23 protein-coding genes and 1 tRNA gene are annotated in these 24,581 nt (G+C 60.1%); 17 read left to right on the top strand and 7 right to left on the bottom strand.

Going from position 1 to position 24,581, the window contains the following annotated elements; all coding sequences use genetic code 11:
* Positions 1–170: 170 nt before the first annotated feature.
* The 7 genes from BLV18_RS14605 to BLV18_RS14575 all read left to right on the top strand — a co-directional run bounded on the left by BLV18_RS14605 (position 171) and on the right by BLV18_RS14575 (position 8,088).
* Positions 171–2,270 (top strand): LTA synthase family protein, encoded by a 2,100-nt coding sequence (locus BLV18_RS14605; RefSeq protein WP_090359518.1) that lies wholly within the window; start codon positions 171–173, stop codon positions 2,268–2,270.
* 177 nt (positions 2,271–2,447) lie between these two features.
* Positions 2,448–2,684, top strand: coding sequence for a hypothetical protein (locus BLV18_RS14600; protein WP_049862124.1), 237 nt, complete (start codon positions 2,448–2,450; stop codon positions 2,682–2,684).
* A 220-nt stretch (positions 2,685–2,904) separates the two neighbouring features.
* Entirely contained in the window at positions 2,905–3,246 is a 342-nt protein-coding gene (locus tag BLV18_RS14595; protein ID WP_049862123.1) for a ribonuclease E inhibitor RraB, read from the top strand.
* A 376-nt stretch (positions 3,247–3,622) separates the two neighbouring features.
* Entirely contained in the window at positions 3,623–5,032 is a 1,410-nt protein-coding gene (locus BLV18_RS14590; RefSeq protein WP_049862122.1) for a circularly permuted type 2 ATP-grasp protein, read from the top strand.
* 12 nt (positions 5,033–5,044) lie between these two features.
* The gene (locus BLV18_RS14585; RefSeq protein WP_049862121.1) at positions 5,045–5,995 is read left to right on the top strand and encodes an alpha-E domain-containing protein; all 951 of its coding nucleotides are present in this window, start codon (positions 5,045–5,047) and stop codon (positions 5,993–5,995) included.
* On the top strand, positions 5,992–6,825 hold the full coding sequence (locus BLV18_RS14580) for a transglutaminase family protein (protein ID WP_049862120.1): 834 nt from the start codon (positions 5,992–5,994) through the stop codon (positions 6,823–6,825). The genes BLV18_RS14585 and BLV18_RS14580 overlap by 4 nt, the downstream gene beginning before the upstream one ends.
* 537 nt (positions 6,826–7,362) lie before the next feature.
* Entirely contained in the window at positions 7,363–8,088 is a 726-nt protein-coding gene (locus tag BLV18_RS14575) for an amidotransferase (RefSeq protein ID WP_090359516.1), read from the top strand.
* A gap of 37 nt (positions 8,089–8,125) precedes the next feature.
* Here BLV18_RS14575 and BLV18_RS14570 read toward each other — a convergent pair whose 3' ends face one another.
* From BLV18_RS14570 to BLV18_RS14560, 3 genes are all read right to left on the bottom strand, one after another.
* Positions 8,126–9,097 (bottom strand): magnesium and cobalt transport protein CorA, encoded by a 972-nt coding sequence (locus tag BLV18_RS14570; protein WP_090359514.1) that lies wholly within the window; start codon positions 9,095–9,097, stop codon positions 8,126–8,128.
* 60 nt (positions 9,098–9,157) lie between these two features.
* The gene (locus BLV18_RS14565; protein WP_090359512.1) at positions 9,158–9,880 is read right to left on the bottom strand and encodes a lysophospholipid acyltransferase family protein; all 723 of its coding nucleotides are present in this window, start codon (positions 9,878–9,880) and stop codon (positions 9,158–9,160) included.
* 84 nt (positions 9,881–9,964) lie between these two features.
* Positions 9,965–10,654 carry a crotonase/enoyl-CoA hydratase family protein gene (locus BLV18_RS14560; RefSeq protein ID WP_090359510.1) on the bottom strand — a complete coding sequence of 230 codons (690 nt, stop codon included), beginning with the start codon at positions 10,652–10,654 and terminating at the stop codon, positions 9,965–9,967.
* Positions 10,655–10,866: 212 nt separating this feature from the next.
* Between BLV18_RS14560 and BLV18_RS14555 the strand changes: the two genes are divergently transcribed.
* A tRNA-Ser gene (locus BLV18_RS14555) sits at positions 10,867–10,956 on the top strand.
* 141 nt (positions 10,957–11,097) lie between these two features.
* Here the strand turns inward: BLV18_RS14555 and BLV18_RS14550 are convergent.
* Positions 11,098–11,838 (bottom strand): class I SAM-dependent methyltransferase, encoded by a 741-nt coding sequence (locus BLV18_RS14550; protein ID WP_090359509.1) that lies wholly within the window; start codon positions 11,836–11,838, stop codon positions 11,098–11,100.
* A gap of 83 nt (positions 11,839–11,921) precedes the next feature.
* On the opposite strand from BLV18_RS14550, the gene BLV18_RS14545 reads away from it, so the two are divergent.
* Positions 11,922–12,446, top strand: a complete 525-nt coding sequence (locus tag BLV18_RS14545) for a winged helix-turn-helix transcriptional regulator (protein ID WP_090359506.1) — start codon at positions 11,922–11,924, stop codon at positions 12,444–12,446.
* A 38-nt stretch (positions 12,447–12,484) separates the two neighbouring features.
* Positions 12,485–13,183 (top strand): SDR family NAD(P)-dependent oxidoreductase, encoded by a 699-nt coding sequence (locus tag BLV18_RS14540; protein ID WP_049862113.1) that lies wholly within the window; start codon positions 12,485–12,487, stop codon positions 13,181–13,183.
* Positions 13,184–13,197: 14 nt separating this feature from the next.
* On the opposite strand, the gene BLV18_RS14535 is transcribed toward BLV18_RS14540, so the two are convergent.
* A complete protein-coding gene (locus BLV18_RS14535) occupies positions 13,198–14,163 on the bottom strand; it encodes a DMT family transporter (protein WP_090359504.1) in 966 nt (321 codons plus the stop codon).
* A 382-nt stretch (positions 14,164–14,545) separates the two neighbouring features.
* Between BLV18_RS14535 and BLV18_RS14530 the strand changes: the two genes are divergently transcribed.
* Positions 14,546–16,528, top strand: coding sequence for a methyl-accepting chemotaxis protein (locus tag BLV18_RS14530; RefSeq protein ID WP_090359502.1), 1,983 nt, complete (start codon positions 14,546–14,548; stop codon positions 16,526–16,528).
* 44 nt (positions 16,529–16,572) lie between these two features.
* Here the strand turns inward: BLV18_RS14530 and BLV18_RS14525 are convergent, their stop codons facing one another.
* Entirely contained in the window at positions 16,573–18,138 is a 1,566-nt protein-coding gene (locus BLV18_RS14525; protein WP_090362305.1) for a sensor domain-containing diguanylate cyclase, read from the bottom strand.
* A 414-nt stretch (positions 18,139–18,552) separates the two neighbouring features.
* Here BLV18_RS14525 and BLV18_RS14520 point away from each other — a divergent pair, with 414 nt between their 5' ends.
* Genes BLV18_RS14520 through BLV18_RS14505 form a run of 4 tightly spaced genes read left to right on the top strand, consistent with a single transcriptional unit; the run spans position 18,553 to position 21,738 of the window.
* Positions 18,553–18,987, top strand: a complete 435-nt coding sequence (locus tag BLV18_RS14520; protein ID WP_244156870.1) for a hypothetical protein — start codon at positions 18,553–18,555, stop codon at positions 18,985–18,987.
* The gene (locus tag BLV18_RS14515; protein WP_090359500.1) at positions 18,984–20,468 is read left to right on the top strand and encodes a DUF7125 family protein; all 1,485 of its coding nucleotides are present in this window, start codon (positions 18,984–18,986) and stop codon (positions 20,466–20,468) included. Before BLV18_RS14520 ends, BLV18_RS14515 begins: the two co-directional genes overlap by 4 nt.
* Positions 20,469–20,477: 9 nt before the next feature.
* Complete coding sequence (locus tag BLV18_RS14510; RefSeq protein WP_139211026.1) at positions 20,478–21,503, top strand: sensor histidine kinase; 1,026 nt, start codon at positions 20,478–20,480, stop codon at positions 21,501–21,503.
* 43 nt (positions 21,504–21,546) lie between these two features.
* On the top strand, positions 21,547–21,738 hold the full coding sequence (locus BLV18_RS14505; protein WP_090359496.1) for a hypothetical protein: 192 nt from the start codon (positions 21,547–21,549) through the stop codon (positions 21,736–21,738).
* 39 nt (positions 21,739–21,777) lie between these two features.
* On the opposite strand, the gene pobA is transcribed toward BLV18_RS14505, so the two are convergent.
* Complete coding sequence (pobA, locus tag BLV18_RS14500) at positions 21,778–22,962, bottom strand: 4-hydroxybenzoate 3-monooxygenase (protein WP_090359494.1); 1,185 nt, start codon at positions 22,960–22,962, stop codon at positions 21,778–21,780.
* A 157-nt stretch (positions 22,963–23,119) separates the two neighbouring features.
* Between pobA and BLV18_RS14495 the strand changes: the two genes are divergently transcribed.
* Both BLV18_RS14495 and BLV18_RS14490 read left to right on the top strand, forming a co-directional pair.
* Positions 23,120–24,025: a helix-turn-helix domain-containing protein gene (locus BLV18_RS14495; protein ID WP_090359492.1), complete on the top strand. Its 906-nt coding sequence runs from the start codon at positions 23,120–23,122 to the stop codon at positions 24,023–24,025.
* 41 nt (positions 24,026–24,066) lie between these two features.
* Positions 24,067–24,576 (top strand): sigma-70 family RNA polymerase sigma factor, encoded by a 510-nt coding sequence (locus BLV18_RS14490; protein WP_090359490.1) that lies wholly within the window; start codon positions 24,067–24,069, stop codon positions 24,574–24,576.
* Positions 24,577–24,581 lie beyond the last annotated feature (5 nt).

Below are 24,581 nucleotides of genomic sequence, written 5' to 3'. Positions count from 1 at the left end.
GACCTGGCTGCCCTGGCGACGTATCATCCTCGGCCCGACCGCCGTTTCGCGGCCGATGCGTAGCATCTGAACGGAATTTTCACCTGTCTTCACGGACAATCCGCGCCCAGATTTACCCTACGCACTTCCAACAGATCCCAATAATAGACCTCAACGGACCTTTCCTACACATGGCTACTCCGGACGCCTTGAGTCAAAAGCAGGCCGCGCGCGGCAAACTGCAACCGACCGTCAAATCGCACCTGGCTTACACGCTGCTCAGCGGCCTGGCGATCATGCTGATGCTCAGCGGGTTGCGCCTGGCATTGCTGATGTACAACCGCGAGATGATCGGGGATACCCCAACCAGCACCTTCGTCGAAGCCTTCTTCAATGGCTTGCGCTTCGACCTGCGCCTGGTGGTGTACCTGCTGATTCCACTGCTGCTGGCCGTGCTCAGCGCCCGCGCCATGCGCTGGCGCGGGCTGTTCCGGGCATGGCTGACCATCACGTCCAGCGTGGTGCTGCTGTGCGGCCTGATGGAAATGGACTTCTACCGCGAGTTTCACCAGCGCCTCAACGGTTTGGTGTTCCAGTACGTGAAGGAAGACCCCAAGACCGTGCTGAGCATGATCTGGTACGGCTATCCGGTGGTGCGCTACCTGCTGGCCTGGGCCTTCGTCACCTGGCTGCTGAGCCTGGTGTTCAAGGGCTTCGATCGCCTGACCCGTCCGCGGGTCACGGCGCCCGCCAATGTCGGCCGTTCGGTTGCACCGTGGTACGCACGAGCGGGCGTGTTCGTGGTGATCCTGCTGATCGCCGTGGTCGCCGCGCGCGGCACCTTGCGCCAGGGACCGCCGCTGCGCTGGGGTGATGCCTACACCACCGATTCGAACTTCGCCAACCAGCTGGGCCTCAACGGTTCGCTGACGCTGATCGCTGCCGCGAAAAGCCGCATGTCCGAAGACCGCGACAACATCTGGAAAGCGACCCTGCCGCAGGATCAGGCGCAGAGCACCGTGCGTGACATGCTGCTCACACCTCATGACACCTTGGTGGACGACGACACTGCCGCCGTGCGTCGCAACTTCCAGCCGCCTCAGGCCAACACCCTGCCGATCAAGAACGTAGTGGTGATCCTGATGGAAAGCTTCGCCGGTCATTCGGTGGGCGCGCTGGGCGCCGAAGGCAACATCACGCCTTACTTCGACAAGCTGGCCCAGGAAGGTCTGCTGTTCGACCATTTCTTCTCCAGCGGCACCCACACCCATCAAGGCATGTTCGCCACCATGGGTTGCTTCCCCAACCTGCCGGGCTTCGAATACCTGATGCAGACCCCGGAGGGCAGCCACAAGCTGTCCGGCCTGCCGGAGATGCTCAGCGCCGCGCGCGGATACGACGACGTCTACGTCTACAACGGCGACTTCGCCTGGGACAACCAGTCCGGTTTCTTCAGCAACCAGGGCATGACCACGTTCATCGGCCGCAATGACTTCGTCAATCCGGTGTTTTCCGATCCGACCTGGGGCGTGTCCGACCAGGACATGTTCAACCGTGGCAACGAAGAACTGGCCAAGCGCGGAGCGGCCGGCAAGCCGTTCTACGCACTGCTGCAAACCCTGTCCAACCATGTGCCCTATGCCTTGCCAGCCGACTTGCCGGTGGACAAGGTCACCGGGCGCGGCAGCCTGGACTTGCACCTGACCGCCATGCGCTACTCGGACTGGGCCCTGGGCCAGTTCTTCGAGAAGGCCCGCAAGGAGCCATACTTCAAGGAAACCCTGTTCATCGTGCTGGGCGACCATGGCTTTGGCAACGAGAAGCAGATCACCGAGATGGACCTGGGCCGCTTCAACATTCCGCTGCTGCTCGTCGGCCCCGGCATTCAGGAGAAGTTCGGCAAGGTCAACCACACCGTCGGCTCGCAACCCGACGTGGTACCGACCATCATGGGTCGCCTGGGCGGCGCCAGCCAGCACCAGTGCTGGGGGCGTGACCTGCTCAACCTGCCGGCAGGCGATCCTGGCTTCGCCGTGATCAAGCCTTCGGGCAGCGAGCAGACCGTGGCCATCGTCAAGGGCGACCGTATTCTGGTCGAGCCGCGCGACATGGACACACGCCTGTATCGCTACCAGCTGGGCCGCGAGTTCGGCGCCCAGTTGATCCCCGATACCGACGCCAACGCCGCCGACGTGCCGCAGTTGCGCGCCAAGTTGGACTCGTTCATCCAGACCGCGACCAAGAGCCTGCTCGACAACACCGCAGGTGCCGTGGAGAGCAAGCAGGAGTAAGTACCTGACGCTCTGTGAAAAGGCCCTTCGGGGCCTTTTTTCATGGGGTGATCGAGCCCGTTCCGGCACACCTCCGGCAATCTGCCGTCCGGAACGAATGCCGGGCGTTGCGAGTCAACGTTGAGTGAGCTTATCCAGCAGCTTCCTGCCTGAATTGCGTCGAGGAGATGTACAACAATGAAAGAGTGGAAAATCAGCTTCTTCAACAAGGATGGCGTACTGGACAGCATGGCGATCAATGCTGACACCTGCCCGTCGATTGAAGAGGCAGCAACCCTCGTGCGCTCCAGGCTGTACCCGGTCGCAGCCGAGCTGGATGAAGTCAACCTTCCCGATACCGTAGCCTCGCCGGTCGCCAAGACGCTCAAGTCCCAGCACAGCGTGGAAATCACTGCCATCACTGAAGTCGTGTGAACTGCGAGTGAGCCGGGCCATTGGCACAGGCCCGGCCTTCGCGTTACTCTGCGCTCGAGGTCCTTGAGGATCTCGCTGCTCGTCTTTGCATCCCGCTTCTTGCAACACGCTCGATTCCAGGCGCTGCGTCACTGACGCCGCACCGCACCCATTCCTTGTCCCGAGGAGGTTCTGGAAGTACTGAAAGTCTATCCGTCGTTATTGCTGAGGGAGACGATTCATGAGCACAACCTATCAAGAAGACATCAGCAGCAATGTACTACGCCGCATGAAAGAGGGCGGCTTCGATTTCGCCCGCATCCATCCCATCGAGTTTTACGCGGTCTTTCCCGATGAAGACCGGGCGCGCACGGCTGCCGGCAAGTTTCGCGGCGAGTCGCTCAACGCCCAGATCAGTGAGCGCGACGACGGTGCCTGGCACCTGGAATTGAGCAAACTGATGTACGCCACCCACGGTGGCATCGGTGAATTCGAGCAGGATTTCGAAGCCGTCGTCGAACCCCTGGGCGGTGAGATCGAAGGCTGGGGCGTCAAGCACGAAGTCAGGCGTCCGCAGGCCTGAGCCGGAGTGAACCACAATGGCATGGTGGTTCACGCTTCTCACCGAATGACAGGCAAAAAAAAGCCGCTCTCAAGGGAGCGGCGAATGGGAATTTGATGGATTGCAGCAAGCGCCAAGCTTTTGCCGGTTTCGATGAAATAATTATCAGCTAACGCCGCAAGCTATTGAATTCAACTCTGTCTATGCTGGTCATAGAGTCAAACCGCTTGAACAATCCGCTTCGCAATGAAGCGTATGTCATCGGCGTTCGGACATTGCCGCACAAGAACGGTGCACGGTTCTCGATCAGGGATCCCAAGCACTTGATTTAATGGCACATATGCCGATGGCACGGGCCTTGCGAAGGCTCTTGGGTCCGGGTGACAAGGAGTACGGCATGAGCCGCACCTATTATGATGAGATGTACGATGCCGACGGCCAGGTTCGCCCGCATTACCGGGAGTTCGCCCGTTGGTTGGCCGAGACGCCGCAGGAATTGCTTGCCCAGCGTCGACGCGAGGCCGATTTGTTGTTTCATCGCGCCGGTATCACCTTCACCTTGTACGGCGACGAGCAGGGCACTGAGCGGCTGATTCCTTTCGACACCATTCCGCGCAGCATTCCCGCCAGCGAGTGGCGGATCGTGGAGCGCGGCTGCATTCAGCGCGTCAAGGCGCTGAACATGTTTCTGGCGGACCTGTACCACGACCAGCGCATCATCAAGGCCGGCATCATTCCTGCCGAGCAGGTACTGGCCAACGAGCAGTATCAGCTGGCGATGCAAGGCCTGGACTTGCACCGCGACATCTACTCGCACATTTCCGGGGTCGACCTGGTGCGCGACGGTGATGGCACCTATTACGTACTCGAAGACAACTTGCGCACGCCCAGCGGTGTGAGCTACATGCTCGAAGACCGCAAGATGATGATGCGCCTGTTCCCCGAGCTGTTCGCGGCGCAGCGCATCGCACCCGTGGATCACTACCCCAATCTGCTGCTCGACACCCTGAAAAGCTCCAGCGCCATCGACAACCCCAGCGTGGTCGTGTTGACGCCGGGTCGCTTCAACAGCGCGTTCTTCGAGCACGCCTTTCTGGCGCGCGAGATGGGTGTGGAACTGGTAGAAGGGGCGGACCTGTTCGTGCGTGACGACAAGGTGTTCATGCGCACCACCGACGGACCCAAGCCGGTGGACGTGATCTACCGCCGCCTGGACGATGCCTTCCTCGACCCCCTGGCCTTCAACCCCGATTCCATGCTGGGCGTGCCTGGCCTGCTGGCTGCGTATCGCTCCGGCAACGTAGTGCTGGCCAATGCCATCGGCACCGGCGTGGCCGACGACAAGTCGGTCTACCCCTTCGTGACCGACATGATCCGCTTCTACCTCGACGAAGAACCGATCCTCAAGAACGTGCCGACCTGGCAGTGCCGCAAGCCCTCGGAGCTTTCCCACGTGCTGGCCAACCTGCCGGATCTGGTGGTCAAGGAAACCCAGGGCTCGGGTGGCTACGGCATGCTGGTGGGTCCGTGTGCGAGTGCCGCGGAAATCGAAACCTTCCGGGCGCGCATCAAGGCCCGGCCCCATGCCTACATCGCCCAACCCACGTTGTCGTTGTCGACCTGCCCGACCTTCGTCGAGAACGGCATAGCGCCACGCCATATCGATCTTCGCCCCTTTGTCCTCGCCGGCCGCGAAACCCGCGTGGTGCCCGGCGGCCTGACCCGCGTGGCCTTGCGTGAAGGCTCGCTGGTGGTGAATTCGTCGCAGGGCGGCGGGACCAAAGACACCTGGGTGGTCGAGGATTAAGGATGCCTGCCAATGCTAAGTAGAACTGCCTCTGATCTGTATTGGATGTCGCGCTATCTGGAGCGCGTCGAAAACCTGGCGCGCATGCTCGATGTCAGCTATTCGCTGTCGCTGATGCCCCAGGACGGCCGGGGTGACGGTCTGGATGAAATCGCCATGCCGCTGTTGATCACCGGCACCCTGGAAGACTACCTGGCGCGTCATGGCAAGCTGCACGCCGAGCGCCTGCTGCATTTCTTCGCCCTGGATCCGGCCAACCCGGCCAGCATCTACAGCTGCCTGGGGGCGGCGCGTGCCAGCGCTCATGCGGTGCGCGGACGCATCACCGCCGACATGTGGGAGAACATCAACTCCACCTGGCTTGAGATCCGTGGCATTGCCGAGCAGGGCGTGGGTCGCTACGGCATGAGCCGTTTCTGCGACTGGGTCAAGGAGCGCGCCCACCTGTTTCGTGGCGCCACCTACGGCACTTTGATGCGCAACGATGCCTTCCGCTTCATCCGTCTGGGCACCTTCATCGAGCGCGCCGACAACACCCTGCGTCTGCTCGATGCACGTTACGAAATGCTCGGCGATGAAGCCTACTCGGTCGACGACAGCTCGGCACGGGGCTACTACCAGTGGAGCGCGCTGTTGCGCGCGTTGTCGAGTTTCGAAGCCTACACCGAGATCTACCGCGACGCGCCGGCGGCCAAGCCGGTGGCGGAGCTGTTGCTGCTGCGTGCCGACGTGCCGCGCTCGTTGCGCGCCTGTACCGAGGAGATCAATCAGATCCTCGCCGACCTGCCGGGTGCCAACGGCCGTCCGGCCCAGCGTCTGGCGGCCGAGCTGGACGCGCGTCTGCGCTACACCGGCATCGGCGAGATCCTCGACGAGGGCCTGCATGAGTGGTTGAACGAACAGATCCCACTGGTGCGCCAGCTGGGCAACGCGATTCACAGTTCCTATCTGGAGGCTGTATGAGGCTCAACATCAGTCACGAAACAGCCTATCACTACGATGATGAGGTGCGGGCCAGCATCCAGTACCTGAGGCTGACACCCCACGACAGCGAGCGCCAGCGCATCCTGAGCTGGCAACTGGACCTGCCGCGCCCCGTGCGGGCCCAGCTCGATCCATTCGGTAACATCCTGCACGTGCTGACCCTGGACGATCCCCATGATGCGATCATCATCGGTGCGCGCGGCCAGGTCGAAATCGATGAGACCCGTGAAGCCGAACACGAAACGCAATCACCTCTGCCGTTCCTGCGCTTCACTCGGCTGACCGACGCCGACGATGCCTTGCGTGCCTTCGCCGCCCAGCAGTGCCCCACCCGGCGCGACCGCAATGGCCTGATCGACCTGATGCAAGGCCTGCACCAGCGCATCGCCTACACCAGCGGCGCAACGGCCGTGGACACCAGTGCCGCCCAAGCTTTCGCCAGCGGTGCCGGAGTCTGCCAGGACCACACCCACGCGTTTCTTGCCTGCGCCCGCAGCCTCGGCATCCCGGCGCGCTATGTGTCGGGCTATCTGTTCACCGAGGACACCGAGCACATGGCCAGTCATGCTTGGGCCGAAGCTTGGCTGGACGACGCCTGGTACAGTTTCGACGTGACCAACCAGCTCGCGCGGCCCGAACGTCATCTAAAGCTGGCGGTTGGCCTGGATTACCTGGACGCCTGCCCGGTACGCGGCATGCGTCGCGGTGGCGGTTTCGAACAGATGCACGCCAAGGTCCTGGTCGCGCCGAGTGCGCCCGTCGTCAGCGTGGCCGGTCAGCCCCAATCGCAGAGCCAGACCCAAGGCTAGGTGTTCAATCGACGCCATCGCCAGGACTTCGGACCTGACGACGGTTTTGTGCCTGGCGCCCACCGTTCAACTGAACAACCTGCCCAGATTGGGCAGGATCAGTACCAAGGTCATGGTGAACACGATCAGTCCGGCCTGACGGATTTTCGGATGTTTGAACATGGCAGACTGCCTATGAGTTATGTTCTTCCTGGCGCCAACGCGTGCCACAACCTGGGTTGAGCTTGGCGAAAAGGTGCACCCCCACGACTCGATGCACGCAATCGGCGGCATCAATAGTCATGCTTTTACCTTAGAACCCTTGATTGGCGCGGCTTAGAACGCTTTGCTGCAATTCGGCGGGTTTTTCGAATCGAGTTCGACTAAGGAACTCTTTCGCTAAATTCGAACATGCCGGGCTAGACGGCCGAGTTCGGGAATGCACGACTGCAGAGGCAATCTACCGTTCATCGGCTAAATTCGAAGCGGCTTCACTTGCCAGCGGAATCGATTAACGGGCAGGCTTGTCACCTGCGTTCCCTCTTCTTCGAGTGACCTATGACCCTCAACATCTGCATTCTGGAAACCGACGTCCTGCGGCCCGAATTGGTCGAGCAATACCATGGCTATGGACGGATGTTCGAAAGGCTGTTTGCCAGCCAACCCATTCCTGCCCGGTTCACCGTGTTCAACGTGATGAATGGCGAGTATCCGCCCGCCGATGCCCAGTACGACGCGTATCTGGTGACGGGCAGCAAGGCGGACTCGTTTGCCACCGACCCATGGATCGAGACGCTGAAGGCGTTCTTGCTGGAGCGCTACCAGCGTGGCGACAAGCTGCTGGGCATCTGCTTCGGTCATCAGCTGCTGGCGCTCCTGCTGGGCGGCAAGGCCGAGCGCGCCACCCAAGGCTGGGGCGTGGGAACCCACGAGTACAGCCTGGCCAATCGCGCGCCTTGGATGACCCCGGAAATCGAGACCCTGACCTTGCTCATCAGCCATCAAGATCAAGTGACTTCGCTGCCCAAGGACGCCTCGGTGGTGGCGTCGAGCGAATTCTGCCCATTCGCGGCCTACCAGATCGGTGATCAGGTGCTGTGCTTCCAGGGTCATCCGGAGTTCATCCACGACTACTCCCGCGCGCTGCTCGACATTCGTCAGCAGCACCTGGGCGAGCCGGTGTATCAGCAGGCGATTGCCAGCCTCGACCGCGATCACCACGGCGTCACCGTGGCGGAGTGGATGATGCGTTTCGTGGCGCAGGGTACCCAGCCCGCTCAGTGAAGGGCAACGGGCTGCGGTGAGGGCTTTTCGCGTCGGGCTACAGCCAGCCGGCGCGCTTGAAGCCGGCGAACAAGCCGGTGCAGCCGGACACGATCACGCCCAGCACGATGTAGTAACCATAGTGCCAACTCAGCTCGGGCATGTTTTCGAAGTTCATCCCGTAGATGCCGGCAATGGCCGTGGGGAAGGCCAGTATCGCAGCCCAGGCGGCGAACTTGCGCTGGGTGATGCTTTGTCGTGACGACTCCAGCAGCAGGCCGATCTCGATGGTCTGCGTGGCGATGTCGCTCATGGTGCCCAGGTCTTCCATCTGCCGCGTCACGTGAATCTGCACGTCGCGGAAGTAGGGGCGCATGTTCTTGTCGATGAACGGGAAGTCCAGCCGTTGCAGCTCCTCGCTGATCTCGACCATGGGCGCCACGTAGCGCCGCATGCGCAGCAGCTCGCGGCGCAGCCCGTGCAGGTGCTGGATGTCGGCCTCATTGAGCGAACCCCCGAGCACCCTGCGTTCCAGTGCTTCGATCTCGGCGTGGATGGTCTCGCTGACTGGCTGATAGTTTTCGGTCACGAAGTCCAGTAGCGCATAGAGGACGAAATCCTCACCGTGATCCAGCAGCAGTGGTCGGGCCTCGCAGCGCTTGCGCACCGAGGCATAGGACGCCGAATGGCCATTGCGGCAGGTGATGATGTAGCCACGCCCGGCGAAGATATGGGTCTCGACGAACTCCACCTTGTCGTCGCGGCGAATAGGCGAGTAGGTGACGATGAACAGCGCATCGCCGAAGGTCTCCAGCTTGGGCCGGCTGTGCACCTCCAGAGCATCTTCGATGGCCAGTTCGTGCAGGTCGAACTGCTTCTGCAACTGGCTCATCTGCTCGGCGCTGGGTTGCTCCAGGCCGATCCAAACGAAATGCCCCGGGCGCCGTGCCCACTTCGCGCCTTCGTCGAGGTTGATATCGGTAATCTTCTTGCCCGCGCTGTATACGGCGGCGGCGACCACTCGGCCCATGATGTTCACTTCTTCGGTTGGCGGGGCGGCCCGGTATGGGCCCGCTGTGGATAGGAGTGTCTAGGCGCGGCGCAGTTCGTGGTCCAGTTCATCGATCGTCTGCTGCATCTGGGCGCGGCAGCGTTGCAGCAGCTCGGCGGTGTCCTTGTGCGTCAGGTCTTGGGTGGCGATGGGCGCCAGCGCCCGCACGCGCACCTGGCCACTGCGCCAGCGGCCCAGGCGCAGCGTGCGCCGATAGCGGCTGATGCACACCGGGACGATAGGCACGCCGGCATCGATGGCCATGTGAAAGGCGCCTTTCTTGAACGGCAGCAGTTCATCGGTGCCGTTGCGGGTGCCTTCGGGAAAGATCCAGATGGAGGTGCTGCGGTCACGCAGGGTTTTCGACGTGAGCTGCAACGAGCGGCGAGCCTCTCGGGCGTTCTCGCGATTGACCAGGATGTTGCCGCCCAGCCAGAACAACTGACCGAACAGCGGGATCAGCCCCAGGCTCTTCTTGCCGACCGCCACCGTGCGCGGCGGCACGATGCCGCCGAGCAGGAACAGGTCGTAGTTGGACTGATGATTGGCAACCATGACGAAACCGGGCGGCTGTGCGTTCAGCGAATCCACTTGCGCCTCGACCTTTACACCCAGCACCCGTCTGGCGGGCAGTGAATAGAGCCGGGCAAACAACCGGGTGTTGTCGGGATGAAACGGTCGACACAGCCCGAGCAACAATCCCAGCACACCCACTGCAACGAAATGCAGCCCCAACAACACGAGACGAACGGCGTAGAGCATCCTGCGCAATACCTTGAATGGAAAACATCAGTGTACGGTCGTGCACCCCTATCGGCAATTGCAGGTCTGGCGTGCCGCTCGCTGTCAGAAGCCTTGCTCCTGATCGAGCAGGATCGCTTCGTCGAGGGTTTCCAGAAACGCGCGACGTGCCTTGAGCTTGGTCTTGGCGTGAGCTTTCATGTTCAGCTTCTGCAACCGCTGCGCGGCGGCCAGCGCAGCTGACTGCAACTGCTCGGGCGCGACGATCTGATCGAGAAAACCGGCCTGCAACGCGCCGGCCGGGTCGAACATTTCCGCGCCGATCACCGAGCGCTCGAAGGCCGCACGTCCCAGGCGATCCCGCGCCAGCTCGATGCCGGCATGGTGCATGGTCATGCCGATCTGCACCTCGTTCAGACCAATATGGAAAGGCCCCTCGACACCGATCCGGTAATCGGCCGACAGCAGCAGGAACGCACCCTTGGCCACCGCGTGCCCCGGGCAGGCGACGATGACCGGAAACGGATGGCTCAACAGCCGGCGGGCGAGGGTAGAGCCCTGGGTGACCAGGCTGATCGCATTCTGCGGGCTCGAGGTCATGACCTTGAGGTCGTAGCCGGCCGAGAGAATACCGGCCTGCCCTGTGATGATCACCACCGCACGCGCCTGCACGGCCTGGTCCAGAGCGTCGTTCAACGCCGCAATGACCTCGGGCGAGATGGCATTCACCTTGCCGTTGTTCAGGGTCAAGGTGGCAATGCCGTCCTCGAATCGGTAATCGACCAGCTCGTTCATGCGCTATTCCTTATCATGTTGTGGCGCCGACGTTACCCAGCCTTGTCGGCCGGGTAAAGCGCCGTGACTGACTGACCAGTCACGCCAGCACCTGCGAAGAAATCCAAGGCTTTGCTTAAGCGCATGAAAATCTTGCAAAAAAGCTTTGCCATCGCGAGCGCTTTCGACTACATTAGCGCGCCTCGACAGACCGAACAGGTTTGCAGGGAAACGGTGAAGTGTCCGAGTGGCTGAAGGAGCACGCCTGGAAAGTGTGTATACAGGAAACTGTATCAAGGGTTCGAATCCCTTCTTCACCGCCATATTCGATACGTCAGAAACCCCCGGAGCGCTTAGCGTTTCGGGGGTTTTTGGTTTCCAGGGAAATGATTCAGGTTATTCCCATGGCGAAGAATGCAGACCCAGGACCGCTACGACTGCGGCCCCGTTCAACGCACGAATCATCACTGCGGTTTGCGAAACCTCAAGGTCATTCGATCGCTTTCGCCAATCGCCTGGTATTTGTCGACGTCGCCTGACATGAGCAACGGCGGGAGGGACCATATCCCCTTGGGATGATCCTTCGTGTCCCTGTGATTGGCATTGATCTCACTCGTGGCTTCGAGAACGAAACCGGCGCGCTCTGCTAGCTCGATCACGTACGCTTGCGTCACATAACCCGTGGTGCGCATGCTGTGCATGTCAGCATGTTCCGGCGCCCTGTGTTCCTCGACGCCCAGGACGCCTCCGGGTTTGACCGCCTTGAAGAACGCGGCGAAGTACTCATGCTCCTGGCCCGCCATTATCCAGTTGTGCACGTTGCGAAAGGTCATCGCCAAGTCAGCCTTCCCGGCGGGCGCCACACTGATCTCCCTTGGCGGGTTGATATGCCGAACGATGACCTTGCCGAAGGTTTCAGGCTCGTTGACCAGCCGATCCTCGAACATCTCCAGAATGACGGGCATGTACGACTCGACGCCATCGGGTGAGAAATGCGCCGCATACAGGCGGCCATTCTCGGCCAGATAGGGCGCCAGAATCTCTGTGTACCAACCTTTGCCCGGGAGTATTTCCAGCACAGTCATGTCCGGTTGCAGACCGAAAAACTCCAGCGTTTCAAGCGGATGGCGTGCGGCATTGCGTGCGATGTTGTCTGGGCTTCGGTGGCTACCAATGACCAGCGACTCAAGCGTAGTACACGGCATAGAACGTACTTCCATTTGATTTAGTTGTTTGACAGAACTAATCCTAGTAGCATCAAAGGACTAAATCAATCAGGGTTCTTCCGGTGAAGTTGAAATCCTTCGAGCAATTCAATTGCTCCCTGGCGCAAACCCTGTCGGTGATCGGCGAGCACTGGACGCTTCTGATCATCAGGGATGCGTTCTTCGGTCTTACCCGTTTCGATCAGTTTCACAAGAGCCTGGGCATCTCGCGAAATGTACTGACCCTGAGATTGAAGAAGCTGGTCGATGAGGGCGTTCTTCAGAGATCAGAGGGTCCGGGCCACCCGGAATACCGGCTTTCAGAGAAGGGAGCAGAGCTGCAGCCGATCCTCGTTGCCATGACGCAATGGGGCGAGCAGCACATGCCACACGCCGATGGTGAGCGAATTGTTTTCACCGATTCCCAGAACGGCAGACGTATCAGGCCCGTGTCGATCTGCGCGGACGACGGCCGCGTGCTCGGTCCCGGCGACTTGCGAGCCCAGTTCGGGCCTGGGGTAGGGAGTGGCGAGTCTGTACCCCGTCGACCCGTGACTCCGGCAGCCGTCTCGGGCGGCTTGATCGGCAGCGACAGTTCGGAGCATTGAGCACCCCCATTTCACTTCCATGCAAAAAGGAGCTACCCATGAGCAATTCGAACAAGCCATTGGCCTTGGTGACCGGGGTCGGCCCTGGCACAGGAGCGGCAATTGCCCGACGCTTCGCCGAATCGGGTTATCGCGTGGCCATGCTGGCGAGAAATGCGGAAAGACTGGCGCAGTTGGAACGCGAGATCCCACATTCCATCGCGGTCCCCTGCGACGTGACCCATCACGAGGACCTGGCGAGTGCGATCCAGCGGATCGGAAATCCCGATGTGGTGATCCATAACGCCGTAGGCGGGGCTTTCGGCACATTCACCGAGGTCGATGCAGACGTCTTGCAGCGCAACTTCGAGATCAACACCATGGCGCTCTTTCACCTGGCACGACTGACGACACCGGCCATGATCGAAGCAGGTCGGGGTGCTCTGATCGTTACCGGCAATACCTCTGCGCTGCGTGGCAAAGCAGCCTTCGCAGGTTTTGCGCCCACCAAGGCAGCCCAACGCATTCTGGCCGAGTCCTTGGCCCGCGACCTGGGGCCCAAGGGTATCCATGTTGCCTACCTGATCATCGATGCCGTAATCGATGTGCCTTGGCAGCGCGAACTGCGTCCCGAAGCCCCGGATGATTTCTTTATCTCCCCGGCGTCGATCGCCGGCGAAGTCCATCACTTGGCTCATCAACCAAAGGATGCGTGGTCGTTCATAGCAGAGGTACGCCCCTTCCACGAGCCCTGGTAACCACTGCTTCCCTACTAGCTCGCCTTGGATGCCACGACACTGGGCATTTGTGCCCGTGTCACCAGTGCGATACCGGCGCACACGAGCACCAAGGCGGCCAGGTTCTTCCATTCGAAAATGCTCTCGCCCAGAAACAGTGCCGAGAGCGCGGCGCCGAACACCGGCACCAGAAACGCGAACACGCTGACCCTGCCAACCGGATTGTATTTGAGCAGCAGGCTCCACAGCGTGAATGCCACCGCCGACAGGAGGGCCAGGTAAACGAGCAAAAGGGTGGAGGCTGGTGTCATGTGACCCAGAGTGCCGCCAGTGGCATAGCCGCCCACGAGCAAAGCCATGCCGCCAATGGCCAGTTGCCAGCCGGTCATCACCATTGCATCCATGCGGTGGGAAACGTATTTGCCATAGATGGACGCGGCCGACAGCACGAACGCAGCGATCACGATGAAGCCCTCACCGTGCAGCGACGGCAAGGCATCGAGCGGACCCGCGCCGGCGTTGACGGTCAATACACCGGCAAAACCGAGCAGGCAGCCCACGCTTTTGCGCGTGGACAGTTTGTCGTTCTGATAGGCGAAGTGCGCCAGCAGCACACTGAAAAAGGTGGTGGTGGCATTCAGAATCGACGCGCGCAGGCCCGTGGTGAAGGCCAGGCCGATGTAGAAGAACACGTATTGCAGGCCCGTTTGCAGGATACCCAGCAGGGCCACCTGGCCAAACGTGTGTCGGCTCAAGCGCAAGACCGGCTTGCCCATGATGGCGGCGAGCAGCAACAGGCACAGGCCGGCCAGCAGAAAACGATAGCCTGCAAAAATGAGCTTGGACGACACGTCGTGCGGAGCAATCTGGAGCATCTCGTAGCCGTTCTTGATCGCCGGGTAAGAGCTGCCCCACAGGGCACAACACAGGGTGGCCAGAAGCAATACGATTTTAGGGTCAGAGAGAAACTGCGATACGTTGCGTGCGGCAGGTGCGTTCATGGGGCGACCCACGATTCGACGACGCAAGAGGTGTTTTCACCGCGCAGAACACGCGGGCCACTGGCGCGGTCGCGTGGAGTATGGAAGGTTTCGGGGCAGGCAGGCAGCGATGAGTCCATCCGGGCGATCTCCATGATCTTATTTTTATGGAGGTGCAGTAATACCCTCTGATAAGACATCGTACAAGTGACTCGGTGAGCCGGAGGCATCGGTGACGACCTCGGCGATGGGGGCCATAGAGTTCCGTCGGCTCGTAATCAATCATTCTTCAGCACAACCCTGACATCGGGGTATTTCTGAAAACTGGCCCTCATGCAGCAGCACTCCGCGCCGATAAAGTCTTACAAGACCAACAATTCCAAACATCGCGGATGCATCCCCTATGCTGCAGACCATTCAAGCTCGCTATACCGCTACCTTCGTCGGCTTCGTGCTGCTGATCGCCGTGCTCACGGCGGTCGGCATCAACTACTTGATCACGCCCAGCCTGACGAGCACCGATGAACGCAAACTGGTCACTGAAGCGGGGGAAATCAGTGCCGTCATCAAGGGTGAACTGGCCCGGGTGCAGGCGCAGCAGCGCGTGATCACCGAAACGGTTCCGCAACTGGACAGCGACAGTATCGACCGCCTGCTACCCAGCATGGTCAACCAGTACGGAGAATCGAAAGTATTCGGCGGTGGCATCTGGCCTCTGCCGAACAAGCGTACCGAGGGCCGGGCCAAGCACAGTACGTTCTATCATCGAGATGCCAGCGGCAAGCTCATCGTCAATACGCACTGGAACTCGCCCGAATCGCAGAATTACTTCGAGCAGTCCTGGTATCTGGGTGGTCTCAAGGCGCCTGCAGGGCAGTGCAATTGGGCGGCCGCCTATCAGGATGACGCCAGCCCCGAGCCGCGCACCAACTGCGCGATGGCCATCACCAAGGAGGGCGCCGCCTATGGCGTGGCGACCGTCGACGTGACCCTGGGTTTCTTCAATGACCTGATCGCCCAGAAAGAACGCGAGATCAACGCCGAGCTGATGATCGTCGAAAGCGACGGCAAGGTCCTGAGCAACCAGCCCGAGATCCCCGGCAACATCGTACTCAAGAACCTTGGCGACCTGGCCGGCCAGTATCCTTTCGCAGCGGCCTTGCAAGGCTTGCTGAAAACCCCGGGTGCCACCCGCTCGACGTTCATGGGCAGCAGTGGCAAGGAGTACACCCTGTTCCTCCTGCCTGTCGAAGGCACGCCATGGAAGATGGCTGTCGCGCAACCTACCCAGATACTGACGGCGCAGAGCAGCCATGTGCTCAAGACCCTGGCGATACTGCAGATCCCGATGGTGGTCATCATGCTGCTGGTGATCGTCTTTGCCCTCAGGCAACTGATGAACCGTTTGGCGGTGCTCAAGACCAATATCGATACGTTGTCGGCGGGTGATGCCGACCTGACCAAGCGCATCGTGATCCGCGCCGAGGATGAAGTGGGCGCGGTGGGCCACTCCATCAACCGCTTCATCGTCTATTTGCAGAAGATGATCACAGAAGTGTCGGACTCCTCTTCGTTGATCGCCGAGGGGATCGAACAACTGCGCGGGCAGTCCCGTGGCACCAACAGCATCCTGACTCGCCACGCCAGCGAAACCGATCAGGCTGTGACCGCCATCACCGAAATGAGCTCGACCGCCGATGACGTCGCCCGTAATGCGGCGCAAACGGCGAGCATGACGCAGGTCGCGAGCGAAAAGGCCCGCCATTCCAAAGTAGTAGTGGAGGATGCGTCCAGCAGTGTTCGCGAACTGATTTCGGAGGTGGAAGAGGCGACCAGCAAGGTCAGGGCGATGGAGCACGATGCCCAGCGGATCAACTCCGTGCTCGGCGTCATCGGCGATATTGCAGGGCAGACCAATCTGCTCGCGCTCAACGCGGCAATCGAAGCGGCACGGGCAGGTGAACAAGGTCGCGGTTTTGCCGTGGTTGCGGATGAAGTCAGGGCGCTTGCAGGGCGTACCCAGACCAGTACCTCGGAGATCAACGAAATGCTCACTCGTCTGCAGCACGGTGTAAGTGCCGCAGTGGTGGCGATGGAGAACACCAAGGAGCGTTGCCAGGCCACGGTCGACAAGACGTCCAGGGTCAACGAAGGCTTGGACGGGATGACCGAGTCGGTGGTGCGCATCAATGACCTGAGCACTCAGATAGCCACGGCGGCTGAAGAGCAAAGTGCCGTCAGCGAAGAGATCAACCGCAACATGGTGGCGGTGCGGCAGATCGTCGATGAATTGGTCGCCGGTGGCGCGCAGAGCGAGAGCAGCACGTCGGCTCTCGCCGCGTCCAACGCCAATCTCATCGCGGTCGTTCGACGCTTCAAGGTGTAAAGGTAGGGCCTGCCTCCGTGGGGGCAGGCCGCATCCTCGAGTATTCAGATCACCGGGCTGGTCGTGTAGGGGCTGCTTGCTTGCATACCGAGCAGCTCGTTGGCCTCGACGCAGTTTCGACCTCGTTTTTTGGCGCGATAAAGCAGCCGATCCGCCTCTTTCAGGGCCGCGGTGTAGGCGTCTTGTTTCGGCGCAGTGATTGCCACCACGCCCAGACTCACCGTGACGTTGCCCAGGGGGCTGGCTGAATGCGCTATGCGGGCATCGAAGATGGACTGCCTGACCTTTTCGGCCACGCTGAGCGCACCGGCGAAATCCGTTTCGGGCAATAGGATCACGAACTCTTCGCCACCATAACGCGCTGCAAGATCGCCCGCTCGCTGCACGGCGGCGCCGATAAGGCTGGCCACCTCTACAAGGCAATCGTCACCCCGGACATGCCCATAGTGGTCGTTGTATTGCTTGAACCAATCGATGTCCAACAGGATGATCCCGAGCGTCGACCGATTGCGGCTGGCCCGTCCCCATTCCTGTTGCACGGCGACGTCGAAGCGGCGCCGATTGGCCAGGTGCGTAAGGCTGTCGGTCTGCGCGATGATCTCCAGTTCGTTCTGGGCACTCTGCAACTCGCTTTCTGCGGTGATCAGCTGCCGGATCTGCTTGTACAACAACAGGCTCAACACGATCAGCGCCAGGCAGATCAGGGCCAGTATCCCCACCGAGCGATAGGCATACGCCCACCAGGGCGCGAAGACGTGGTGAGAAGACACGCCGGCAGCCGCGACCATGGGCAGGCCGGCCACGCGACGGTAGGCATAGATTCTTTCCACGCCATCCACCAGCGATTTGGTTACGGCAATACCGCTGTCGCTCTGGGGAAGGTAGCGCGAGAAAATCTCGCCCTTGGCCAGATTGGTGGTCATCAGCGCGGTCAGGGTCGGGCGTCGAGCCAGCAGATCGCCGTTGTTGAGCGCCAGGAAAATCACGCCCTGATCGTCTACGTCCATTCTCTCGAAGAAGTTCTGGAAATAAGCCACAGGCACCGTGGCCAATACCACGCCGGCAAAACTGCCGTCCGGACCATCGATGCGTCGGCTGATCGGGATGACCATGTCGCCGGTGAGGCGACTTTTCACGATGGAGCCGATTTGAACCGAGCGGTCCTTATGGTCGCGGTGATAGATGAAATAGGGTCGATCACTGTTGTCGTTGCTTTGCAGTCCTTGGGAGAAGGAATTGACTATCCAGTTGCCTTGAGCGTCGTAGATGAAAAGCCCCTGTATGGATTCCATTTCCGCCACGTCCTGAGCCATCAGCCTTGCCAGGCGATCTCGCTCACCAATGGCCAGGCCGTCGTGCTCCACGCGTTCCACAAGATCGCGCAGAGTATTGTCGGCCTGGCGCACCGTATCCTGTGCTTGCTGTTCAGCGGCACGAACGACGTTCGACACGGCCACCTTGGCGGTCGCCACACGTTCCTGCCTGGACAGGTTCATTTGCCAGGCCGTCGCCAGGATCAGGGACAGGCACACCAGCGCAATGAAACCGATCAAGGCTTTGGTCAGCGACGACGGCGAAAGTCTGGCGGGGGTGAAGTGACGTAATTTCATATTGATGTCATAGGATTGGCGGCGAACCGGACCGATGCAGTTTTCGTACCGATCGGCCGGGTTCATGAGGGCGGCTGTTGGAAATGAACGCCATGTGCGAGATCTTGTGTTTCCTGGCAAACCCTGAATCGTGCACTGTCGACCGACGTCCCTCGCTATAGGGTCATGCAATACCGCTGCTGTTTCTCTCTTCTATATAATCGGCTAGTTATACAAAACGGTGTACTAAATTGCTCACTCAAGATTTATCTGTACAAGAGTTTGCATAAGAATTTGTATTAAAGCCGTTATATCCCAAGAGCGATGCGAACAGCAATCGACTCATCAAGGCTTTTCATCAGATGAAACCCCTTTATTCAACCCTGGTGGCCTGAAAGGTGTACCCTCAACACACACTTATCAGAATCTACACTCATGTCACCTGAAACCGGAGCGAGCCAGAAGATCTCAGCAGCCTTGGCGCATCGGGTTGGCAGCCTCGTTGACAATTTTCAAATCGCCGATGCGATCATTTCCATGTTCGAGGATATCGATGCCACCCTCACGCCAATCATTGGGCCGAAAGGCGTTGCTGCTTTATACCGTCGCAGCCTGTTCTTGTGCATGTCGACCCATCCGGATTATGCAGAAAGATACAAGGGACTCGCAGCTGCGATGAACCTGACGCAACTACGTTCACTTTTGAGCGAGCAAGAAAAGACCGATGCAGTCATGTTTAGCGAGCAATTGCTGAAGACATTCTACGAGCTCCTCGCCACCCTGATCGGACGATCACTGGCTGCACGATTGCTACTGGACGTGTGGGGAAATTTTCTGAGCGGCCCAGATCCGCAGGACACACCACAATGAGTACCAAAGTCACCATCAACCGCCTCAAGACCGGCGTGCCAGGCTTCGATGAAATCCTCGGCGGGGGGCTACCCGAGTTTTCGTTCAACCTGATCGCAGGTCCACCTGGATGCGGGAAAACCACGCTGGCGCATCACATGATGTTTGCCTTGGCGACGCCTGAGCGTCCGGCCATTTTCTTCACCGTGCTGGGCGAGCCGCCGCTCAAGATGCTGCGCTATCAGCAGCAGTTCGATTTCTTCGACGAGGAAGCGGTCAATACGTCGATCCGCTACGTCAACCTGGCAGACGATACCCTCGCCGGTGACCTGGACGAGGTCCTTCGACGCATTGTCAGCGAGGTGGAAACCCATTCCCCTGCGTTGGTGTTCGTGGATTCGTTTCGGTCGGTGGTGTTGGCCAGCGAAACGGAATGCAATCCGAACAACAACCTGCCTCAGTTCGTGCAACAGCTGGGCATGTTGATGACCACCTGGCATGCCACGACATTTCTGCTGGGCGAGTACTTCAACGAGCTGGACAGCAACCCCATCTTCACCGTGGCCGACGGATTGATCTGGCTTCGCCAAAGCGTCCAGCGCAACTCGATGGTGCGCAAGATGGAAATCATGAAGATGCGCGGGCAACCGACGCTGCCGGGTTTGCACACGTTCCGTATCGGCCAGGGCGGCGTCACTGTGTTTCCACCGGCCTCGGTAGGCAACCAGCAAAACGATGCGCTCTTCCAGGGTGACGTCGCGCAACGATTGGGCATGGGCGTGGCCCATCTGGACGAGATGCTGGGCGGTGGTCTTCCTCAGGGCTACTCCCTGTTGGTTGCCGGCCCCTCGGGTTCAGGCAAGAGTCTGCTGGCGGCGGCGTTCCTCGAGGAAGGCGCGCGTTGTGGCGAGAAAGGTGTCATGGCGGTTTTCGAACAACGGCCAAGCCACCTGCGCAGCGCGGAACTGACTCGCCTGATCCAGAACGATCAGGTCGGCGTGGTCGATCGACGCGTGCCGGATCTGTCCATCGATGAAATCGTGCAGCAACTGTTCAGTGAGATTCAGCGGTTGGGCGCGACCCGGGTGGTCATCGACTCGTTGTCAGGGTTCGAACTCGCCGTTGCCCCGGCTTTCCGGGAGGACTTTCGCGAGTCGTTGTCGCGCATGGTCAGTGCGCTCACCTCGACCGGGGTCACCGTGTTGATGACCTCCGAGCTTGAAGATCGCTACAACGATCTCAGATTCAGTCCTTACGGAACGGCGTTTCTGACCGATGCAATCATCGTGCAGCGGTATATCGAAGTCGACAGCCGTCTGCAGCGCATCATGGCCGTGGTCAAGGTCAGGGCCAGTGCGCATTCGGACGAGCTGCGGATGTATCGCATCGATGACAACGGCTTGCAAATCGGGGGTAGGGTCCAAGGCCAGGAGGGACTGCTGGGTGGCCGGCCGACTCGACGCCATTGTTCGACGTCACCTGCTGGAGAAGATATCTCATGAGAGCACCTATTGAATGAGTCGAAGGGAGCAGACGCGCGTGAAAACAAGGACGAGGCTCATAAGCTAGCTTTCACCGATCCAAGGAAGAAGCGCCAGGTGCTTGCCCATCTGGCTGCGCTGCAGCGCGAACTTCTTGAAGCAGAAACGGTTGCTGGCAATGGCGTGCACATACAGCTATTGGTGGAGGCCAACCAACGGCTGGTCCGCGCCGCCCTGGCAGTGCCTGATCTTCCATCGGTGCAGGAACCCGCCACACTCAAAAGCCTGCAGCAAGAAATGCAGGAAGCCAACGAACATTTGGTCCTGGCGGCGCTCAGGGCTCAAAAGCTTCAGGCCGATGCTGAACAAGCATTGTCGCAACAGAGAAATGCATTGACGTCGGTGGTGCATGAAATGCGCAACCCGCTGACACCGATCAGTCTGCTGGCCCAGCGCATGCGCATGACGCCCAGTTGTGATGTTCCGCAGATGGGCGTTCTGATCGAAAATCAGGTCAAGCACCTGTCACGGATGATCGAGGACTTGCTGGATATCTCCCGCGTGAGCAGGGGAAAGCTGAGCCTGAATTGCACACCGGTCGATATCGTTCCCATTCTTGAACAAGCAGCCGATAGCTGCGCATCGCTGATACTGTCCAAAACGTTGGCATTCGATGTTTCACTTCCAACCAAGGAAGTTCTGGTGAATGGCGACCGCGTCCGCATCATGCAAATTTTCACCAACATCATCACCAATGCCGCGAAATATACGCCGCGAAACGGAACGATCACCTTGAGCGGTACACGGGCTGACGAAACCTTCGACGTCGTTGTATCGGACAATGGCATAGGCATCCCGTCGAGCCTGCTGCCTCGTATATTCGATCCCTATGTTCAGGACGTGGAAGCCATCGGCTTCGACGGCTCGGGCTTGGGTATCGGGCTTACCGTAGTTCGGGAACTGGTGGATGCGCACGGTGCGCGTATAACCGCGCACAGCGACGGTCCAGGGCGGGGTAGCCAATTCACCGTTACCTTCCCGATCATCGACAGATAGCGCTTTTTCCCTTCGTTTCGATTGACTCATCAGGCAGGTTGACATGAACACAGAAACCGACAAGAACGCCGAGAACGCTGACGCGCCAAATACCCCAAACGACCCGATCGTGCAGAAGGAGGTTGGCAAAGGCCTCACGGATGATGAGCGTGTCAGTCGAGAAGCCGAACCTGAAGGGGAGGGGGCAAGGGTGGAACTCGGTCCCGCAGATCTGGACCGACTTCCGAAGAAATAGCAGCCCCCGCGTGTCAGTTCAGTGGGTGGCTCAGCGCGTTCACTCGATGTCCTCATAGGGCAGGCCGACGTAGTTTTCGGCGATGCTCTGACGTCCGGCGGCCGAGCCCACGAAGTAGTCCAGTTCGGTTTGCTGGATGCGCTGGCCGAAAGCATCGGTATCGGGAAAGCGATGCAGCAGCGAGGTCATCCACCAGGAGAAGCGTTCAGCCTTCCAGACCCGGCGCAGGCAGATCTGCGAGTATTTCTCCAGCAGATCGGTGCGCCCCTCGCCATACACCTTGAGCAGAATGCGATACAAGGTGCTGACGTCACTGGCCGCCAGGTTCAGACCCTTGGCGCCGGTGGGCGGAACGATGTGGGCAGCGTCGCCGAGCAGAAACAGGCGACCGTACTGCATCGGTTCGACCACGAAGCTGCGCAGCGGCGCGATGCTTTTTTCGATGGAGGGGCCGGTGACCAGCCGCTCGGCGATAGGCGGTGGCAGGCGAAGCTTGAGCTCGTCCCAGAAGCGCGCGTCCGACCAGTCCTCGACCTTTTCCTCGGCGCCCACCTGCACGTAATAGCGCGTGCGGGTGGCTGAGCGCATGCTGCACAAGGCGAAGCCACGCTCGTGGTTGGCGTAGATCAGCTCGTGATTGACCGGCGGGGTGTCGGCGAGAATCCCCAGCCACCCGAAGGGATAAACCCGCTCGAAAATCTTCAGCGCCTCGGCTGGAATCGCTTGTCGCGACACGCCATGAAAACCATCGCAACCGGCGATGTAATCGCAGTCCAGGCGAACCGTCTCGCCGTTGCGCTGAAAGGTCACATAAGGGCTGTCGGTTTTCATGTCATGGGGCTGAACGTCGTCGGCATCGTAGAGCGTCAGCGCGCCCACAGCGGCGCGGGCTTCCATCAGGTCACGGGTGACCTCGGTCTGGCCGTAGACCATCACCGTTCTGCCCCCTGTCAGCGCCTTGAGATCGATGCGTTCACAGCGTCCGTCGAACGCCAGCTCGAAGCCGTCGTGGACCAGGCCGCGGGCGTCCATGTGCGCGCCGACCCCTGCTTCACGCAGCAGCTCGACCATGCCTTGCTCCAGCACCCCGGCCCGAATTCGGGAGAGGATGTAGTCGGGATTCTTGCGTTCGACGATGACGTTGTCGATGCCGGCACGATGCAGCAGTTGCCCGAGCAAAAGGCCGGACGGGCCGGAGCCGATGATAGCGACTTGGGTTTTCATAGGGAGCTGTCCTCAGGTGTGCCACTGGGGCACGAGGCCTCACAGAGCACTTTTTATTGTTGTCTCCGGTATTTTTGATGACTGAACTTGAGATAAGAAGGCAATATTCGGCATATTCCATGGACTTTCGGTGGATCGTTCCAAGGCAAAGCCCGCGATGTCGAAATCCTCAGCGATAGCTGTTCCCGTGTTCAAACTGTATGGCGAAACCGGCGCCTGGCCGACGCCCGACCTGATTCACTGCGAGTCGATCCCCGCGCGCAGCCAGCTTCACGGCTGGGAAATAAAGCCCCATCGACACAGTGATCTGGTACAGCTGCTGTACGTGCAGGCCGGGCAGGCGAGCCTGAAAGTGGAGGAGGTGATCAATCACGTCGATTCGCCTGCTCTGCAAGTCGTCCCGGCGCTGAGTGTGCACACCTTCAAGTTCTCCGAAGACATTCAGGGCTACGTACTCAGCCTGGCGCAACCGTTGGCCGAGCAACTGGGCAGCTTGCTCAACAGTCCGGTGCTGACCACTGCGGCCTGTTATCCGATCGGTACTGATCGCCCCTATCTGGACACCCTGTTTGCAACCCTGGCCCAGGAATACAGCCAACAGCAGGCCGGCCGCGACGCGATGCTGCAATCGCTGATCACCGTGCTGTCGATCTGGCTCAGTCGCCGCAAACAGGCGCTGTCCTTGTCGCGCGCCGCGCAACCGGACCGAGGCCGGGAGTATCTGCAGGACTTCACCCGTGCATTGGAACTGCGCTTTCGCGAGCATTTGCCCATCGACCACTATGCAGCCACCCTGGGGATCAGCAGCGCTCACCTCAACGCCCTGTGTCGGCGCCTTTCAGGCCAATCCGCATTGCAGATGATCAACCAGCGCCTGTTGCTCGAAGCCAAGCGCGACCTGGTGTACACCAGCATGACCATCGGCCAGGTGTCCGACCGCCTGGGGTTTTCCGATCCGGCGTATTTTTCGCGTTTTTTCAAGCGCGGCACGGGACAGTCGCCGAAGCAGTTTCGCGTGCGCGATCCGAGTAACACGTTGCAGCCAGCCGAGACTTATCGCTAATATTGCGAATAGTTATCATCTACGGATAGGCGTACTGGCTGATGGGGACGCACAACTCGTTCGAACAGGATGTCGAAGTCCTCTATGTGCGACATCACAGCTGGCTCAAAGGCTGGCTCCAACGCCGTCTGGGCCAGGCTGCGGATGCCGATGACCTGGCTCAGGACACCTTTGTGCGGATCATCCGCTCCCGCAATCCGGTCGCTGAACTCAAGCAGCCACTGGCCTACCTGGCGACGATTGCCAACAGCTTGCTGGTCAATCGCTGGCGACGCCTGGCTGTCGAGCGCGCTTACGCCGAAGCGCTTGCCACACAGCCCCAGCACGTCGAGCTGTCTGCCGAGCAACGCTACCTGCTGATCGAAACCCTCACCGAAATCGACGCACTGCTGCAGGGTCTGTTGCCACGTGTCCGGGAGATCTTTCTGCTCTCGCAGCTGGATGGCATGACCTACAAACAAATCGCTGCCCAGTTGGGGCTCAGCGTGAATCAGGTGCAGAAGTCCATGCTCAAGGCATTCAGCCGCTGCTACGCCAGTCTGTTCGAGTGAAGCCC

Origin of the sequence: Pseudomonas coleopterorum (genome assembly GCF_900105555.1) — a bacterium.
In the GTDB taxonomy this organism is placed as follows: domain Bacteria; phylum Pseudomonadota; class Gammaproteobacteria; order Pseudomonadales; family Pseudomonadaceae; genus Aquipseudomonas; species Aquipseudomonas coleopterorum.
Note: the sequence above shows the minus strand (reverse complement) of the source record. Positions and strands in the feature narration are given on the sequence as shown.